The following is a 15,736-nucleotide window of genomic DNA, read 5'->3' on the forward strand; positions in this document are numbered from 1 at the left end:
GTCGGTGTAGGTGAAACCTTGTTGTTCTACCACGTGAGCCCCGCTGTCATATCGGACCGATCGGTGATCTCTGTGCCAAGCCCTAACTGGTAGTGCTCAGTGCGCAACAGTGGTTGGGCGATGAGGTTGCTGAGTGCAAAGACCAGGCCTGCCCGATCCGTTGACGCTAACGTGGCGTGCGCTGCGACAGGGTTGACTGGGGAGACGGTGCCGTCGGCAAGCCACAGCTGCGTGGGGTGGGCCCGCATTGCCGACGCCTTGGCCGCGTAGGTGGCGTCGGAAAGCTGCAGCTCAACGTCATGCTTATCGACGCACGCAAGCTCACCGTCCACAGCCCGCCGCCAGCCTGGTGGGATGGAGGCGATGTCCGCCAGCCCCGCAGTCAACGGCTCCCGGCTGGTCACGGCCCACATGATCCGCTGCGGTGGCTCCTGGCATTGCGCGGCCGCCCCGTGGGTGATCTCGTGGGTGCGAATGTGGTCCGGGTGGCCGTAGCCACCATCGGGCCCGTAGGTGAGCACGAGGTGGGGGCGAAGGGCGTCGAAAAGCGCGGTGAGCTGCTGCTGCGATTGCTCGCCGGAACGGAGGAACGCGCGGGGGTCGTCGTTGGCTGGGTCCCCAATCATGCCGGAATCGCGCCATCGTGCAGCGCCACCGAGGAAGTATCCGCGCACCCCGAGCGCAGCGAGGGAGGCGGCTAGCTCGGCAACGCGGAAACCGCCCAGCTGATCTGCCTGATCTGCTACCAACTGGGCAAAGGGTTCGCCGATGACCTCACCTTGTTCACCCAAGGTGCAGGTCACCACAGTGACATCGGCGCCGCGCTGGCTCAGCTCGGCGAGCGCCCCACCAGTCCAAATGGCTTCATCGTCGGGGTGCGCATGTACTGCTACAACGCGCAGCCCTACCAGGTCACGGATCATTGTTTGTCGTCTTTCCACTCGTGCGCGGTCGCGATAACGGACGCCGCCGGCATCGTGGGCCATTCTTCCAGTCGCGGGGCAGGCCCCACAATTCCGGACCCCAGAATGTCTACCCTGCGATCCACCAGGATGGGCACCTCGAGGAGCTGCTCCTCATTCAGCTGACCGGCGAGCTGGAGGATATCTTCCTTGGATCGTTGCCCGGCCAAGCCTGCGAGCAGTTCGGCGTCGGTCCCGGCATCACACCAGCCGGTGAGCGTTGCTCGTGCGATCGCATCCGGCCCTGGGCAGAGGTAGGTGCTCGCTACAGTGGCCACATCGGTTTTCTTCCGCTGCCACGAGACTACGACGTCTACCTCACCAGCAGGAACCTTCTTTGCGGTGATGTCAGCCATGTCGCTTTGCACCAAGTCCGCGGGGATGGAATGGGAGCGAAGCATGTCGGCAATAGCAGAGGCTGCAGATCGGGCGGTTTCGTCCGCTGGGTCCACCGCGATACGAATCGGGCGCCCTAGCTCCCGAAGTTTCTCCGGGTCACCGGCTGGTTTCGGCTGTCCTTCTGCCACACCGAGATCGGCGGAACGGCCAGCAGCGAGACGAGCGAGCAGTGGCACATCCAGTAGGGACGCCACGGCCTTTCGATCCGCCGCATCAGGCAGAGCCACCGAGTTGAAGGTTGCCGTGAGGTAAGAATCCCGATCTACCACCCTGGTCTGCACTCCTCCGGCTAAGGTGAGCGCGTCCATCGTGGTTTCAGCTGGGGTGATGTGTGCGAAGCTGAGCTGCTTATTGCGCATCATTTCAATGATATTGGACACCGAACCGATTTCCCGGAAGGTAAGCAGTTCCACGTCGGCTGGGCGTTCGCCCCAAAACCTGTCATTTCGTGCCAGCTCGATCACTCCCCGGCGTCGATCCACGCTACGAACCATGTACCGCCCGGCCGAAGCGGGAACGGTGGTGGCGAGAACCCGATCGAAAGATTCAGTGCCGACGGAAAACAGGTGGCTCGGCAGCAAGTTGGTGAACAGGCTTTGCCAGTCCTCGACCTTATTGCTGAAAGAAACCGTCACCAATTTCCCGCCTTCCGCGGTGGTGATTTCCTTAATCTGCTGGTAGCCGGCCCGGTTGATGACACCGGGTTGGTGTGCCAGGTTGTGCCACAGATACTGGAAGTCTGCACCGGTGATGGGGGAGCCGTCGGACCATTGGGACTCCGGAGCGATGCGGTATTCGACGGTTTGTGCTGCGCCACCGATGGCAGGGATTTCCCGCGCGCTCTCTAGAAGGTCGCGGTTCATGGCGCCGTCGTTAAATGCGCTGGGCAGCACCAGCCGGGCCAGGGACTGCACGAAGGCAGAATCGTCGGAAACAAGGTGCGGGTTCAGCCCATTGTGGATGGGGTCAATCCCAACGATGATTTCGTTGCGGTTCTTCTTTTCCACCGGTACTTCGGGCACCACGGTGACGCTGCCCTTGGTCTCATCCTCGGGTTGCACCGGGGCGGGGCCTGGCTGCGCGGAACACCCGGCCAGCATCATCGCAAGGGCCAGGGCTGCGCTACGTCGAATCATCACCTATCTATCTTTACCACTGCCTGCGAGTTGTGGGCTGAGCGCCATAATGGTGACCCCGCCCAGCACGACAATTCCGAGCGCGACCCGCAGCGAGCTTGCCGACGCCACCGCCCCAATCACCGGGCTCGCCGTCAAGAAACCGATCCGCATCAGCCAGGACACCATCGTGAGCCCCGCCCCTTCCGAAATCCCCGGGATCCTCGCAGCGGCCACGAACGCGCTGGGGACGATGGTGGCGCAGCCAAAACCAGCGAGAACAAAACCAATGAATAGTGGCAGGGGCGCGGTGCTACTGATAGCGATGATGCCGCCTACCGCGATGAGGACGCCCCCTACGCGTGCCACCGCTACTCTGCCCCACCGGTTGATCATTGGGTCTCCCGCGAACCTGCCGACGCATTGCGCAGTGAGCATCAGGGATAGCGCAATGCCCGTCGCGGACAGCGGCACCCCAGCAAGCTGATGGGCCGCGAGCGCCGCCCAGTTGCTCGCCACCTCTTCCACCACGGCCCCACCGATTGCGATCGCCACGATGGGGATGACCAGCAGGATTGCCCGCTTAGTCGAAGTGGATTGCTGCTGATCAGTGTCCTCTTCGGGAGCGGGAACGGGGCCTACGAGCATCGTCCCCAGCAGTGCCACGGCGGTCACCGCAGTCGCAGCGAGCCCCAGGTGCAGTGCCAGGGGCAGCTTACCGACGGCCATTGCTGCTAACGCACCACCCGACGCCGCCCCCAGGCTCCATGCCGCATGGACACTGGACATGATGGAGAAACCGACCGCGTCCTGCACCCGCACGGCCGTCACATTTTGTGCCACATCCACGATGGGGTCCAAGAATCCAAGGACCAAAAGTAGCCCCGCGAGCGCCCACCCCGAGCTCACACCACCACCTGCGGTGAGAATCGCTGCCATCGCGACAGTGCCTGCAACCACGGTTGCCCGGGGACCGAACCGCTTCACAATCGGCGCAGGGACCGCAGCGGAGAGGATCGAGCCAAGCGGGAAACAGGCCACGATCAGTCCGAAGGTGGCTTCGGTTAACCCCCAACTGCGCATCAGGGTTGGATACCAGGGCAACAGGCTCGCAAACAGTGCGCCGTTGCTGGCAAACATCACTCCAGTACCAATGATGGAACGCCGCTTTAGGGAAAACACGCCCCCAGCGTAGTCAGGTTTTTCCCAGAATCTACAATAGATATGCCAACAATCTCCGAAGTTGCTGACAGGCCATCTCACCTAGTGATACGATGTGCACACTTACAGCAATAGTGTGGTTCAAATCACCCTTTTGAGCCACTCCAACGGGCGATCGTACTTCACCACCAAGGAAGTGCGAGAGCGCGACCTTTTACGTTGATGACTGAAAGGCCGACCATTGGCTACTCCAAATTCCGAACGCCGTGAGGTATTTTCTACCCGGTTCGTCTTCATCCTCGCTGCTATCTCTTCCGCAGTTGGCCTAGGTAACATTTGGCGATTCCCATATGTTGCTTACGACAACGGAGGTGGCGCATTCCTCGTTCCTTATCTTGTCGCATTGCTGACAGCAGGCATCCCGCTGCTCTTCCTCGACTTCGCTATCGGCCACCGTTACCGTGGCTCCGCCCCACTGGCTTTCCGACGCATCAAGGGCTGGGCCGAACCAGTCGGCTGGATCCAGGTGGGCATTTCCTTCTTCATCACCATCTACTACGCCGCCATCATCAGCTGGGCTGGGCTTTACACGGTGAAATCCTTCAACAAGGCCTGGGGCGATAATCCTGGGGACTACTTTGGGGAAACGTTCCTACAAGCCGATACCAGCGCCACCGTGTCCACCCACATCGTGCCGCAGATCGCAATTGCCCTGGCCCTGGTGTGGGTCGTTGCCATTATCGTCCTGGCTGCGGGCGTGGACGAAGGTATTGGCAAGACGGCAAAGATCTTCATGCCGCTGCTCACTGTGTTGTTCATTATCGTGGTGATCCAGGCTCTGTTCCTCCCAGGTGCAGCAAAGGGCCTGAACGCCTTCTTCACGCCGGACTGGTCCGCTCTGAGCGACCCGACGGTGTGGATCGCAGCGTACGGCCAGATTTTCTTCTCCCTGTCGGTGTGCTTCGGCATCATGCTCACGTATTCCTCGTACCTCAAACCACGCACCAACTTGACTGGTACCGGTTTGGTTACCGGCTTCGCAAACTCCTCCTTCGAGGTTTTGGCGGGTATCGGTGTGTTCGCGGCGCTGGGCTTCATGGCAACCCAACAGGGCGTAGAGGTGAGTGAGGTCGCTAAGAGTGGTATTGGCCTGGCATTTATCGCTTTCCCCACCATCATCAACGAAATGCCTTTAGGGCCGGTGTTCGGCACCCTGTTCTTCGGCAGTCTCACCATCGCCGGTTTCACCTCCTTGTTCTCCCTCCTGGAAGTGGTGGTATCCGCTTTCAAGGACAAGCTGAACCTGCCCCGCAAGACCGCAGCCGTCGGTATCGGCGTGTTCATGGCGCTGATCTCCCTGGGACTGTTCTCCACCACTTCTGCCCTGTCCACGCTGGACATCATGGACAAGTTCACCAACAACATCGGCATCGTCGGCATCGCGCTGATCTCCGTGATCGTGATCGACTGGATCCTGCGCCGTATCGATGAATTCGGTCTGCACCTCAACGCTGTCTCCTCCTTCCGGGTCCGCACCATCTGGCGCATTTGCGTGGTGAACGTCAGCACCATCGTCCTCGGATTCACCCTGGTCCAGGAACTGATCAACCTGATCAAGGAACCATACGAAGGCTATTCTTCCTCCCAGTTGATTCTTTTCGGTTGGGGTGTTCTCGCACTGATTGCGGCCTTCGCCTTCATGATGTCCGTCATCCCATGGCGTGGTATCAGTCGCATTGACGGCCCGCCAGGGTCCGACTTCGGTGTCGAACCCGACCCAGAGCGCCCTTACCACCGCCCACGTAAGTTCAACCCAGACCGCGAACGCCACGCAGGCTTCGCTGCCGAACAGTAAAGGATAACGCCATGAGTGGATCCGCAATCATGATGATGGTTCTGTTCATCGTCATCATCTGGGGTGGCCTGGCCGCCTCCATCGCAGCCCTACGTCGCGCTCCTGACGACCAGGTCGGCGTCCTCGGCCCATCCGAACACGCCACCGACGAAGTCCTCATCGGGCACGAGCTGGAAGAAAGCTAGCAAATTTTAAAACTCCCTTTTGAATGCTCAACAGGGAGTTTTTTTAGGTATCTGGGGCCATGAAGCCTTAACCTGCCCCACGGTAGGTCATTTACTATCACGAACCCCAGGTGGAATAGCCCGCGCTGTTCCTAACGTGGGGCACATTACTCGCTGCGCCCTTACATCAGATGGAAATTCCGTGCGGGGCCCGGCTGCTACCCCACCATACTCAGGGCCACGACCTGGGCAAACCTTTTACGGAGCAAAATCTGCGACCAGATTCCGTGGTGAAACCAGGTCAGAGCAGGTAAGCCGTCAGTTTCCCATCTACCAGGGACAATGTCCGGCAGCCGACACGCTTTCCCCACAGGTGAGCGATATCAAAAACAGTTGGTCGAGAAGGGTTGGTAGAGAGTTCGAGTAGAAATCAACCTCGACCCCCTTTTGCCCCGTCTTCCTCTCGAACTCTCTACCAACCAATCTCCACCAACCGGCCCTACGCCGATGTAGTGCCGCTGCACCGCCAAAGTTCAGCTCCGCACACCCGAGCGCTAGCACAACATCGGGATCCCCAAAGGGCACCATGAACTAGCCACACATTGCTTGGCCAGCAAAACACAACACCCCGCGTCCCAAAGAGAACCGGGGCGCGGGGTGAGCAGAAAAACAGCTTACTTGTTCATTTGCTTCGCGCGGGAGCGGGCGCGGGCACGCTCGGTGGCGTTCAGAATTACCTTGCGGACGCGGATGATGTTCGGGGTGACCTCCACGCATTCGTCGGCGCCACAGAATTCCATTGCCTCTTCCAGTGAGAGGGTGCGTGCCTTGGCCAGGGTGACGGTGGCATCCGCGGTGGCGGAGCGCATGTTGGTGAGCTTCTTTTCGCGCGTGATGTTGATGTCCATGTCTTCATCACGGTTGTTGGCGCCTACCACCATGCCTTCATAGGCTTCGGTACCTGGCTCGACAAAGAATTGGCCGCGGTCCGCGAGCTGCTGGAGTGCGTAGGCGGTGATCTGACCGGAGCGGTCGGCAACGAGGGAGCCGGTGGCGCGGTCCTTGATTTCGCCGGCCCATGGCTCGTAGCCCTCGGAATAGTGGTTGGCGATGCCGGTGCCGCGGGTTTCGGTCATGAAGACAGTACGGAATCCGATGAGGCCACGGGCTGGAACCTTGTATTCCATGCGGACCCAGTCGGAGCCGGTGTTGTCCATGGACAGCATCTGTCCCTTGCGCGCTGCCATGAGCTGGGTGATGGCGCCCTGGTGCTCTGCTGGAGTGTCGATCACCATGTGCTCGTATGGCTCGTAGGTCTTGCCGTCGATGATCTTTGGCACGACCTGTGGCTTGCCCACGGTCAGTTCGAAGCCTTCGCGGCGCATGGTCTCCACCAGAATGGACAGTGCCATTTCGCCACGGCCTTGTACCTCCCACGCGTCTGGGCGGTCGGTCGGCAGAACGCGCAGGGAAACGTTACCGATGAGCTCCTGGTCAAGGCGCGCCTTGACGACGCGAGCTGTGAGCTTATCGCCACCTCCCCTACCGGCCATCGGAGAGGTGTTTACGCCAATGGTCATGGAGATAGCTGGCTCGTCCACGGTGATGCGTGGCAGTGCAACCGGGTTTTCAACATCGGCGAGGGTATCGCCAATCATGATCTCGTCGATGCCAGAGATGGCGGCGATGTCACCGGCGATGACTTCCTCTGCCGGAACACGGGTCACGCCGACGGTGCGCAGCAGCTCAGCGATCTTTGCGGTCTTGGTGTGCTGGTTTCCTTCGGAGTCGTAGTGGATCCAGGCGACCTGCTGACCCTTCTTCAGCTTGCCCTTGAAGATGCGGACCAGGCCGATGCGGCCGAGGAAGGACGAGGAGTCCAGGTTGGTGACGTGGGCCTGCAGCGGCGCGTCGATCTCTGCGGATGGCTCCGGCAGTACGTTGTAGATGACGTCAACCAGGGCATCCATGTTCTCAGCCTCTGGGGCGTTGCCATTGCCTGGGTTTTCGGTGGAGCACTTGCCTTCGCGACCAGATGCGAACAGCACTGGCAGGTCCAGGAGTTGCTCAGCTGCCAAAGCGGCTTCTTCATCCTCGAGGGTGGAAGCGAGCTCAAGGAGGAGGTCCTGGGATTCTTCCACAACCTCATCAATGCGGGCGTCTGGGCGGTCGGTCTTGTTCACACAGATGATCACTGGCATCTTGGCTGCGAGGGCCTTGCCCAGCACGAAGCGGGTCTGTGGCAGTGGTCCTTCGGAGGCGTCGACAAGCAGCACCACACCGTCGACCATGGACAGTGCGCGCTCAACCTCGCCACCGAAGTCGGCGTGGCCCGGGGTGTCGATCACGTTGATGATGAGGTCCTGGCCGTCTTTGCCGGCGCCGGCGCGACGGATAGCGGTGTTCTTAGCCAGGATGGTGATGCCCTTTTCACGCTCCAGGTCACCGGAGTCCATGACGCGGTCCGTAACTTCGCCGTGGTCACCGAACACGCCGGACTGCTCAAGCAGTGCATTAACAAGGGTGGTCTTGCCGTGGTCAACGTGCGCGACGATGGCTACGTTACGAAACTCAGTGTGGGTCACTAGGGAAAATCTCCTGAAATCATGGGAAGCACCCCTCACCTGATGTAGGGGCACTTATGACGGGTATCTAGCGTACTCCCCTCTACCCCTTGTGCGCACCTTTTCATTTTTCGGGTGCGTGTGGGTAACGAAATTGCTCCGTCAGGCGACGTAGTACATAGACGAACCAAGGAATGCACCCAATTCGTGTGACAAAACAAGACTTTCGTTGCTATTGTTCTTGTTGTGACTGTTGCGACGGATGTGGTCGCGTCCCCAAATTTCTTCAACACCCAGGAAAGCGAGACTGTTTTACGTGCGTGCACTGACCCGGAGATTGGCACCAGCCGTGCTCACTGGACTCCTGAGCGTCGGCATGGCCATCCCAACACACGCTGCAGAACTGTCTGCCTCCCCCATCGACCACCTCGGCCGACCAGCTCCCCATATTCTGCAGCAAATGGAAGGCTTCGCCTCCCAAAAGTGGGTTCCGGAAGACACTCGCAACATCATTCTTGCGATCGTGGCTTTCTACCGGGGTGACGGAAAAGGCGGTGTCGCTCTCCCTGAAGGAGCACCGGTGTTCAACCAGTTCGTCTGGCCTACCGTGTCCGCCAACTGCATCGGCGGAGAACTTGCGTCAACCGGTACGGCGATCGCTGTGCCAGGTCCAGCAGAGCTCCCGCTGCCCGGTGCCGCACCAGGTCAAACCGCATTCCTCTTCACCGCACTAGGCACGAGCCCCGCGGCCAAAGAGCAACCTGGCATGTTTGTGCACTGGCTCAACGTTAATACCCTTAAATTCGGCGCTACCAAGCTGGAAAACACCGGCATCAACCCGCAGGGACCTGCCACCGTATCAGGGGTTGCCGACACCGGCCACGGCCACATCATCGCCTGGCTCGACGGATCCGTCGCTCTCGCAGACGAACAAGGCAACACCACTAACTCCTGCAACTTCGCCCCGACCGCTACTTCTTTCTTCGTGAGCTAACCCAAAAAGGATATCGACATGACTGACCTGCACCCCGTGAAGAAAGAAACCTTTGATGTGTCCGCCTCCGTGAACACGGATCCCAAGGGTTTCCTCCGGCAGGTCGATGTCTACACTGAAACAGATTTTGGGCTTTATATGGCCCGGGGTGCAGACCATCCCCAGTTTGGCTACCTGGAAAGCTGGCTCTTGCCGTCGTTAAGCCTGCGCGTGAGCAAGTTCCACTTCCGCCCCGGCCACGAACGACCGCAGGACTTCTACTTCGACGTCGCCGCTATCGACACTGCAGAGGGCGTGTGGACCACCCGCGACTTCTACATCGACCTCGTTTCCACCACTGGTACCCCGGTCGAAGTGGTGGACATCGATGAACTGGCCGCCGCTACTTCCGCCGGAATTATCACCGCCGAAGAAGCAGAAAAGGCCATTGAAACCACCCTCGTTGCGGTCGACGGCATCACCCGCAATGGTGACGACGCCATGGCCTGGCTCGCCGCAAAGGGCATGAACCTCACTTGGGCCTCCACCGTGGATCTGATGCCTGCTGGCTAAACTGGCCACATGGATATCACCGTTTACCACAACACCCGCTGCTCTAAATCCCGCTCCGCGCTGGCCTACCTCGCCGAACGTGGGCTCGACTGTAACGTGGTCGAATACCTCAAAACGCCGCTCACCGCCGCTGAACTCAGCGAACTGCTGGACCGCGCCGGCCTCAGCCCCCACGACGCAATCCGCACCCGCGAAGCCGAATACAAAGAATTGGGCCTCAGCCCCACCACCCCGCCCGCCGAGCTTATCGACGCCATGGTCGCACACCCTAAACTCATCGAACGCCCCATCGTCGCCACCCCGAAAGGCGTCCGCATCGCCCGACCGACCGAAGTGATCCAGGAAATTTTGTAACCCCTGTGCGCTGGAACGAGCGCGCAAAAAGCCCGGACCTTCACAAGGCCCGGGCGTTACGCGTGTGAGGTTACACAGACGTCCCCAACTCGATGCCGAGACCGGGCACGGAGTCAATGAGGTTGCGGGTGTAGTCCTCTTGCGGATTAGCGAAAATCTCATCGGCAGTGCCGAGTTCGACCAGCTTGCCCTGCTTCATCACGGCCACGTCATCGGCGGTCTGGCGGACCACCGCGAGGTCGTGGGTGATGAACAGGTAGCTAAGTCCCAGTTCTTCCTGGAGACTGGACAGGAGCTTCAGGATCTGGTTCTGCACCAGCACGTCTAGCGCCGACACGGCCTCATCGAGGATAATCACCTCAGGGTTCAGCGCGAGGGCACGCGCAACCGCGATGCGCTGGCGTTGGCCACCGGATAGCTCGTTCGGGTAGCGACGCATCGTGGACCGCGGCATCGCCACCATGTCCAGCAGCTCCGCGACGCGCTTTTCCCGCTCCTTACGCGACCCAACGCCGTGAACGGCCAGTGGCTCCTCGATGCAGCGGAAGATCGAATACATCGGGTCCAGGGAGCCGTACGGGTTTTGGAACACCACCTGCAGCTTGCGCCGCATATCAAAGAGCTCCTTAGAGTTCAGCGAGGTGAGGTCAGTGCCTTTGTACAGCACTTTTCCGGAAGTTACCGGCAGCAGGTTCAACACCATGTTGGCCACCGTGGACTTGCCGGAGCCGGATTCACCCACCAGCGCCAGCGTGGTGCCTTTGCGCAGATCGAAGGTGACGTCATCGACGGCCTTGAACTTCTTCTTGTCCCCCTTCGCACCTCGGACATCGAATTCCTTGGTCAGGTTCTCCACCCGGATCACCACCTCATCGGTGGCTACGTGCGGGGCAAGCAGTTCCTCCGACTCGATGCCGTGTTCCTGGGCAGAACGAATGCGGGCAGACGCCAGCGACGGTGCCGCCTTCACCAACCGCTTGGTGTAGGGGTGCTGGGGGTTTCGCAGAATCTGCAGCGACGGGCCAGACTCTACGACGCGCCCGCGGTGCATCACCACGAGGTGTTCCGCGCGCTCAGCAGCAAGGCCGAGGTCGTGCGTAATGAACAGCACCGCGGTACCCAGCTCCTTGGTGAGCCCTTCCAGGTGATCCAGGATGCGCTTTTGCACAGTGACGTCCAACGCGGAGGTCGGCTCGTCTGCGATCAGCAGCTTCGGGCGCGCTGCCATGCCGATTGCGATCAGGGCGCGCTGGCGCATACCACCCGAGAATTCGTGTGGGTACTGCTTAGAACGACGCTCGGCGTCGGGAAGCCCGGCCTCCTCGAGCAGCTCGGTGACACGCCCCTCCATCTCAGACCCCGGGACCACGTTGTTGGCCTTCAGGGATTCCTTGATCTGGGTGCCGATCTTCCACACTGGGTTCAGGTTGGACATTGGGTCCTGGGGCACCAGGCCGATGTCGGAGCCGCGGTGGGTTTCCATCTGCTTGCTGGACAGCCCAGCGAGGTCTTTACCTTCGAAGAGGATCTGTCCGCCGGTTACTCGCCCTGTTCCGGGGAGCAGCCCGATGATGGACATAGCGGTGGTGGATTTACCGGAACCGGATTCGCCCACGATAGCCACGGACTGGCCGGGATAAATCGTCAGGTTAACGCCACGCACGGCGTCGACGGTACCGGTGGAAGAGGTGAAGGAGATCTGGAGGTCCTTCAGCTCCAACAACGGAGCATCAGTGTTTCGGTCAGTCATGTCACCCTACTTCTTGCGGTTCTTCGGATCGAGCGCATCGCGGACGACATCGCCCATCATGATGAAGCTCAGTACGGTCAGTGCCAGACCCATCGCGGGCCAGAACAGCACCATGGGCTGGGTACGCAGCGAGGACTGCGCCTTGGAAATATCGCCACCCCAAGAGACGATGCTCGGTGGCAGACCAATGCCCAGGAAGGACAGCGTGGCCTCAGCCACGATGAAGGTGCCGAGCGCCACGGTGGCGTACACGATGATCGGCGCGGCAGCATTCGGTAGCACGTGGCTGGTCAGGATCTTCCAGCGCGACGCCCCCACCGCTCGGGCGGCGGTAACGAACTCTTCGTTCTTCACGCTCATCACAGCGCCACGGGTGATACGTGCGATATTGGTCCAGCCAAACAGGGCCAGAACGGCCACCACGGTGAAGATCGTGCGGTGTTCCTTGAACATCTGCATGACCACGATCGCAGCGAGCACCAGCGGGATCGCGTAGAAGATATCGGTGACACGGGACAGCAGCGTGTCCAGGAACCCGCCAAAGTAGCCGGCGAGTGCGCCGATGACGGTGCCGATCAGCACCACCAGCAAGGTGGTCAACACGCCCACGCTTACCGACGCCCGGGCGCCGTAAATCATGCGGGAGTAGATATCGCAGCCCTGGCGATCAAAGCCGAAGGGGTGGCCGGATTCAGGGCCATTAAGGGATTTGCTGAGCTCGCACATGCCAGGGTCGGTCGTGGTGAACAGCTGTGGCACCAGAGCTAGCGCAACCGCGATGAAGATCAATGCTGCGGATACCCAAAACAGTGGCCGGCGGCGGAGCTGGCGCCACGCTTCGCCCCAGACAGAAGAAGGTGCGGATTCGTCCGCGACGGCGTCGACCGCGCCGAGGCCGGTTTCGTCAGTTTCAGCGATGAAGTGTTCTTGGCCAGGTCGGGCCGCGAAAAAGGTGTTGTCGGTGTTAGACATAGCGAATCCTCGGGTCCAAAATGGCGTAGATCAGGTCAACGACAAGGTTGGCGAAAATGTAGACAATCACCAGCACGGTGGTGAAGGACACCACGGTGGCAGGCTCGCCTTTCACAATGGCCTGGTAGATCGTGCCACCAACGCCATTGATGCCGAAGATGCCTTCGGTGATAATCGCGCCGCCCATCAAAGCACCCAGGTCAGCGCCCAGGAAGGTGGCGACGGGGATTAATGAGTTACGCAGCACGTGACGACGAGTCACATCACTGCTCTTCAGGCCTTTTGCACGAGCGGTGCGCACGTAATCTGCGTTGAGGTTCTCGGACACCGATTGGCGCGTCAGGCGTAGCACATAGGCGAAAGACACGGCGCCCAAAACGATCGCGGGCATCAGTAGTGAAACGACATCCTCCCGCGATCCCACGGTGGTCGGTAGCCATTTGAGCTTCACGCCCACGACGAACTGGAATACGAAGCCAATGACGAAGGATGGCACTGCAATAACCAGCAGGGACAGCACCAACACGGTGGAGTCGAAAAAGCCTCCGCGACGCATACCTGCGATCACACCGAAACCTATGCCTAACACGGCTTCAAAGATCAGGGCCATCACAGCAAGTTTGATGGTGACTGGGAAGGCATTTGCCATTGCTTCTGCGACAGGACGTCCGGAGAATGTGGTGCCGAAGTCCAGCATGAAAATGCCCTTGATGTAGAGCAGATATTGAACGAGGAACGGTTTATCGAGGTTGTAATCCGCGCGGATTTTGGCAGCAGCTGCCTCGGAAAGACCACGATCGCCGCCGAGGGCCTGAACTGGGTCACCAGGCATCAAAAAGACGAGGGCGTAAATAAGCAATGTTGCTCCGAAGAAGACCGGGATCATCTGGAGCAAACGTCGCCCGACATAACGCAACATAAGGTTTCCTTGGGTAAAGGGGGCAAGTTCGCAAGATTAAGCGAAGCTAATCACTATATTTCAACACTTCACTAAAAATACCACGAGCCCCCAGTTCTGCTGCGGAGCATCACTCGGGGCTCAAGTTAGTGGGTACACTGAGGCGAAATATTACTTCTTGGTGATGTTCTGGTATTCCGGAACGGACTTCCAGTTGAACTTCACGTTGTCAACGTTCTCACCGTAACCCCCGGTGACGTTGGAGTACCACAGTGGGATGGAAGGCAGGTCAGTAAACAGGATCTCCTGAATCTGGTTGTACTTCTCGTTTGCTTCCTCAACAGACGCCGCTGCAGCAGCTTCCCTCAGCAGCTTATCCACCTCAGGGTTGGAGTAGTCACCATCGTTGGAGGAGGCGCCAGTAGCGTACAGCGGGGTCAGGAAGTTGTTCAGACCTGGGTAGTCTGCCTGCCAGCCGGTACGGAACGCGGTGGCGATGGTACGGTTGGTCACTTCGTCACGCAGGGACTTGAAGTCTGGGTAAGGTGCACCTTCGGCATCAATGCCCAGGGTGTTCTTGATGGAGTTCGCAGTGGCGTCTGCCCATGCCTGGTGGCCGCCGTCAGCGTTGTAGGCAATGGCGAACTTGCCGGTCCATGGAGAGATCTCGTCAGCCTTGGCCCAGAGCTCCTTTGCCTTCGCTGGGTCGTACTTCAGCACTGACGCGCCCTTGAGGGTGTCGGAGTGGCCATCGATCACTGGGGAGGTGAAGTCCGTGGCAGGAGTGCGGGTGCCTTCGAAGATCTTGTCGGTGATCTCTTCGCGGTTGATAGCAAGGGAGATCGCCTGACGACGCAGCTTGCCTTCCTCACCGGAGAAGTGCTCAAGCTTCTCTGGGATGGTGAAAGACTGGAAAATAGCTGCAGCCTGATTTACGCCACGGCCGTCGAGCTCGGTCTCGAACTGGGAGAAGGCGGAGTCTGGAACTGCATCCAGAACATCAAGGTTGCCGGAGAGCAGGTCGGCGTAAGCGGCATCCTGCTTCGGGTAGAAGGTGAACTTCACGCCGTCGTTCTTAGCCTTGCGCTCGCCAGCGTAGTTCTCGTTAGGAACAATGGTGATGGAGCTGTTGTGCTCCCAGCTCTCCAGCTTGTATGGGCCGTTGGAGACTGGCATCTCGCCCTGTTTCTCCATGTCATCATAAGCGGAGTCAGGCAGTGGGAAGAATGCGGAGTACCCGAGGCGCAGCTCGAAGTCGGAGGTTGGTTCAGCGAGTTCGACGGTGAAGGTCTTGTCGTCGACAACCTTCAGGCCTTCCATTTCCTTCTTGCCCTCTTCAAAACCCTTGATGGGTTCGAAGAAGTAAGCGCTCTGCAGTGAGTTCTCCATGGCGTAGTTCCACGCCTTGACAAAGTTCTCGGCCTTAACCGTAGAACCGTCAGAGAACTTCTGGTCTGCCTTCAAGGTGATTTTGTAGTTAGTGTCGTCGATCTTTTCAATCTTCTCGGCCAGCTCGTTGTGAACCTTGCCGTCGGTGTCATAGTACACCAGACCTGCGAAGATCATATCGATGACGCGACCGCCACCGGTTTCGGTGGTATTGGCAGGAATCAGCGGGTTCTGTGGTTCAGAGCCGTTGGTAAGCACGAGGCCGCCACCGGCACCAGAGCCAGAGTCGCTGGAGCCACATGCTGCCAGGCCAAATGCGAGGGCTGCCGCAGACACTGCAGCCAGGGACTTCTTCAAAATCATGAACTTTCCTCCATGGTGACATGGCTCCCGGGTTCAAGAGCCAGACCGAGCTGATTGCATGAGCGGGTCTACTAAATCAGCTACCCACGCCTAGAGTGACGCAGTTCATACCTGTTTACAGAATTAACTCATGCAACACAACTTCTTCCCTGAACTTTGCCACACTGCGCTCTGCATATGCAACCTCGTTAAATGCACTTTAGTTGAATTAATTCTTTTCTTAGCTTCAGGGTGCACCTAGGAC

Annotated in this window: 13 protein-coding genes; 5 read left to right on the forward strand and 8 right to left on the reverse strand. The window is 59.4% G+C overall.

Annotation, left to right across the window (positions count from 1 at the left end):
* Positions 1-26: 26 nt before the first annotated feature.
* From mshB to HW450_RS02695, 3 genes are read right to left on the reverse strand one after another with little or no spacing between them, the layout of a single operon-like run.
* Positions 27-923: an N-acetyl-1-D-myo-inositol-2-amino-2-deoxy-alpha-D-glucopyranoside deacetylase gene (gene mshB / locus HW450_RS02685; protein WP_182386486.1), complete on the reverse strand. Its 897-nt coding sequence runs from the start codon at positions 921-923 to the stop codon at positions 27-29.
* On the reverse strand, positions 920-2,497 hold the full coding sequence (locus tag HW450_RS02690; RefSeq protein WP_182386487.1) for an ABC transporter family substrate-binding protein: 1,578 nt from the start codon (positions 2,495-2,497) through the stop codon (positions 920-922). Before HW450_RS02690 ends, mshB begins: the two co-directional genes overlap by 4 nt.
* A 3-nt stretch (positions 2,498-2,500) precedes the next feature.
* Positions 2,501-3,658 carry an MFS transporter gene (locus tag HW450_RS02695; protein WP_232843307.1) on the reverse strand — a complete coding sequence of 386 codons (1,158 nt, stop codon included), beginning with the start codon at positions 3,656-3,658 and terminating at the stop codon, positions 2,501-2,503.
* Between the two features lie 220 nt (positions 3,659-3,878).
* Between HW450_RS02695 and HW450_RS02700 the strand changes: the two genes are divergently transcribed.
* Entirely contained in the window at positions 3,879-5,492 is a 1,614-nt protein-coding gene (locus HW450_RS02700; RefSeq protein WP_182386488.1) for a sodium-dependent transporter, read from the forward strand.
* An 11-nt stretch (positions 5,493-5,503) separates the two neighbouring features.
* Entirely contained in the window at positions 5,504-5,677 is a 174-nt protein-coding gene (gene metS / locus HW450_RS02705; RefSeq protein WP_182386489.1) for a methionine/alanine import NSS transporter subunit MetS, read from the forward strand.
* A 653-nt stretch (positions 5,678-6,330) separates the two neighbouring features.
* Here metS and typA read toward each other — a convergent pair.
* Positions 6,331-8,241, reverse strand: a complete 1,911-nt coding sequence (gene typA / locus HW450_RS02710; protein WP_182386490.1) for a translational GTPase TypA — start codon at positions 8,239-8,241, stop codon at positions 6,331-6,333.
* Between the two features lie 355 nt (positions 8,242-8,596).
* Here typA and HW450_RS02715 point away from each other — a divergent pair, with 355 nt between their 5' ends.
* From HW450_RS02715 to arsC, 3 genes are read left to right on the forward strand one after another with little or no spacing between them, the layout of a single operon-like run.
* A complete protein-coding gene (locus tag HW450_RS02715; RefSeq protein ID WP_407926293.1) occupies positions 8,597-9,214 on the forward strand; it encodes an Rv1157c family protein in 618 nt (205 codons plus the stop codon).
* An 18-nt stretch (positions 9,215-9,232) separates the two neighbouring features.
* Positions 9,233-9,766 (forward strand): DUF402 domain-containing protein, encoded by a 534-nt coding sequence (locus HW450_RS02720; protein ID WP_182386492.1) that lies wholly within the window; start codon positions 9,233-9,235, stop codon positions 9,764-9,766.
* A 9-nt stretch (positions 9,767-9,775) separates the two neighbouring features.
* Entirely contained in the window at positions 9,776-10,120 is a 345-nt protein-coding gene (gene arsC, locus HW450_RS02725) for an arsenate reductase (glutaredoxin) (RefSeq protein WP_182386493.1), read from the forward strand.
* Positions 10,121-10,190: 70 nt separating this feature from the next.
* On the opposite strand, the gene HW450_RS02730 is transcribed toward arsC, so the two are convergent.
* From HW450_RS02730 to HW450_RS02745, 4 genes are all read right to left on the reverse strand, one after another.
* Positions 10,191-11,870 carry an ABC transporter ATP-binding protein gene (locus tag HW450_RS02730; protein WP_182386494.1) on the reverse strand — a complete coding sequence of 560 codons (1,680 nt, stop codon included), beginning with the start codon at positions 11,868-11,870 and terminating at the stop codon, positions 10,191-10,193.
* Positions 11,871-11,876: 6 nt separating this feature from the next.
* Positions 11,877-12,842 (reverse strand): ABC transporter permease, encoded by a 966-nt coding sequence (locus HW450_RS02735; protein ID WP_182386495.1) that lies wholly within the window; start codon positions 12,840-12,842, stop codon positions 11,877-11,879.
* Positions 12,835-13,761: an ABC transporter permease gene (locus tag HW450_RS02740; protein WP_182386496.1), complete on the reverse strand. Its 927-nt coding sequence runs from the start codon at positions 13,759-13,761 to the stop codon at positions 12,835-12,837. Before HW450_RS02740 ends, HW450_RS02735 begins: the two co-directional genes overlap by 8 nt.
* A 150-nt stretch (positions 13,762-13,911) precedes the next feature.
* The gene (locus HW450_RS02745) at positions 13,912-15,492 is read right to left on the reverse strand and encodes a peptide ABC transporter substrate-binding protein (protein ID WP_182386497.1); all 1,581 of its coding nucleotides are present in this window, start codon (positions 15,490-15,492) and stop codon (positions 13,912-13,914) included.
* Between the last annotated feature and the right edge of the window lie 244 nt (positions 15,493-15,736).

Origin of the sequence: Corynebacterium hindlerae (assembly GCF_014117265.1) — a bacterium.
In the GTDB taxonomy this organism is placed as follows: Bacteria; Actinomycetota; Actinomycetes; order Mycobacteriales; family Mycobacteriaceae; genus Corynebacterium; species Corynebacterium hindlerae.

Excerpts from the sequence above, each read along its gene's own strand:
- mshB (WP_182386486.1), bottom strand. The coding sequence starts at position 923 with ATGATCCGTGACCTGGTAGGGCTGCGCGTTGTAGCAGTACATGCGCAC.
- HW450_RS02690 (WP_182386487.1), bottom strand. The coding sequence starts at position 2,497 with ATGATTCGACGTAGCGCAGCCCTGGCCCTTGCGATGATGCTGGCCGGG.
- metS (WP_182386489.1), top strand. The coding sequence starts at position 5,504 with ATGAGTGGATCCGCAATCATGATGATGGTTCTGTTCATCGTCATCATC.
- HW450_RS02715 (WP_407926293.1), top strand. The coding sequence starts at position 8,597 with ATGGCCATCCCAACACACGCTGCAGAACTGTCTGCCTCCCCCATCGAC.
- HW450_RS02720 (WP_182386492.1), top strand. The coding sequence starts at position 9,233 with ATGACTGACCTGCACCCCGTGAAGAAAGAAACCTTTGATGTGTCCGCC.
- arsC (WP_182386493.1), top strand. The coding sequence starts at position 9,776 with ATGGATATCACCGTTTACCACAACACCCGCTGCTCTAAATCCCGCTCC.
- HW450_RS02730 (WP_182386494.1), bottom strand. The coding sequence starts at position 11,870 with ATGACTGACCGAAACACTGATGCTCCGTTGTTGGAGCTGAAGGACCTC.
- HW450_RS02735 (WP_182386495.1), bottom strand. The coding sequence starts at position 12,842 with ATGTCTAACACCGACAACACCTTTTTCGCGGCCCGACCTGGCCAAGAA.
- HW450_RS02740 (WP_182386496.1), bottom strand. The coding sequence starts at position 13,761 with ATGTTGCGTTATGTCGGGCGACGTTTGCTCCAGATGATCCCGGTCTTC.
- HW450_RS02745 (WP_182386497.1), bottom strand. The coding sequence starts at position 15,492 with ATGATTTTGAAGAAGTCCCTGGCTGCAGTGTCTGCGGCAGCCCTCGCA.